Source organism: Streptomyces turgidiscabies Car8 (assembly GCF_000331005.1).
GTDB lineage: Bacteria > Actinomycetota > Actinomycetes > Streptomycetales > Streptomycetaceae > Streptomyces > Streptomyces turgidiscabies.
The window spans coordinates 1-1,088 of the sequence record NZ_AEJB01000545.1 but is presented as its reverse complement, the minus strand read 5'-3'; the positions used below and the strand labels follow the sequence as shown (position 1 = coordinate 1,088).

Annotated in this window: 2 protein-coding genes; both read right to left on the bottom strand. The window is 69.9% G+C overall.

All coding sequences use genetic code 11. The features are described 5' to 3' along the window. Positions 1 to 748, bottom strand: a 748-nt coding sequence (locus tag STRTUCAR8_RS39470; RefSeq protein WP_044473674.1) for an FAD binding domain-containing protein, incomplete at its 3' end; no start/stop codon positions are given. Then, on the bottom strand, positions 745 to 1,088 hold a 344-nt coding region (locus STRTUCAR8_RS39465), incomplete at its 5' end, for a 2Fe-2S iron-sulfur cluster-binding protein (RefSeq protein ID WP_044473673.1). The genes STRTUCAR8_RS39465 and STRTUCAR8_RS39470, both read right to left, overlap by 4 nt.

Sequence of the window (1,088 nt, the reverse complement as noted above, 5' to 3'; positions counted from 1 at the left end):
CGGCCAGTGCGGCGGCGACGGAGACCAGGGCGAAGGCGTACGACGCGCGGTCGCGGACCTTGCGGTAGCGCGAGGTGGCCGCGACCGGCACCGGCGGCAGCTCGACGGCCGTGATCAGCTCGTCGGCGGCCAACACCGTCTCGATGTGCGGGGTGTTGCCCGGCTCGCGGTGGAAGTCGGCGACCGGGATACGCCGGATACCGCGCACGCTCTCCACCTCGACGAGGGCGTCGAGCATCACCAGCGCAACCGCCATGTCCGAGGGATGCGTCGCGATGCAGTGCTCGCTCGCCCCCAGCACCGCACTGCCCCGGGAGAACCCGCCGATCGCGTCACAACCACTGCCGGGTGTGCGCTTGTTGCAGGCGGAGGTCTCGTCGTAGAAGTACACGCAGCGGGTGCGCTGCAGGAGATTGCCTCCCACGGTCGCCATGTTCCGCAACTGGGCCGAGGCCCCCAGCAGGATCGCCTGCGCCAGGACCGGGTAGCGGGTCCTGACGAGGGGGTGGGCCGCGAGCGCGCTGTTGCTCACCAGCGCCCCAACGCGGATCCCCCCGTCCGGGAGTTCCTCGATCCCGTCCAGCGGCAGGCGGGTGATGTCCACGACCGTCGACGGCTGTTCGATGCCCTCCCGCATGAGGTCGACGAGGTTCGTCCCGCCCGCCAGGAACTTCACGTCAGTGTTGTCCGCGATCGTGCGCAGCGCCGTGGCCGTGTCCGGCGCGCTGACGTAGGAGAACGACTTCACTTCGCGACCTCCTTGATCGCCGAGACGATGCCGTTGTAGGCGCCGCAGCGGCACAGGTTGCCGCTCATCCGCTCCCGGATCTCCGCCTCGTCCAACTCCCCGCCACTGTCGGCAAGGTGCTCGGTCGCCGCGCTGGGTGCGCCCTCCTTGTGTTCGGCGAGCATCCCGATCGCCGAGCAGATCTGGCCCGGCGTGCAGTAGCCGCACTGGAATCCGTCGGTACGGACGAATGCCGCCTGCAACGGGTGGTCGACGCCTTCGATGGTCGTGATCTCACGGCCCTGGTACTGCACCGCCAGCGCCAGGCACGCGTTGATCCGCCGGCCGTCGGCCAGCACCG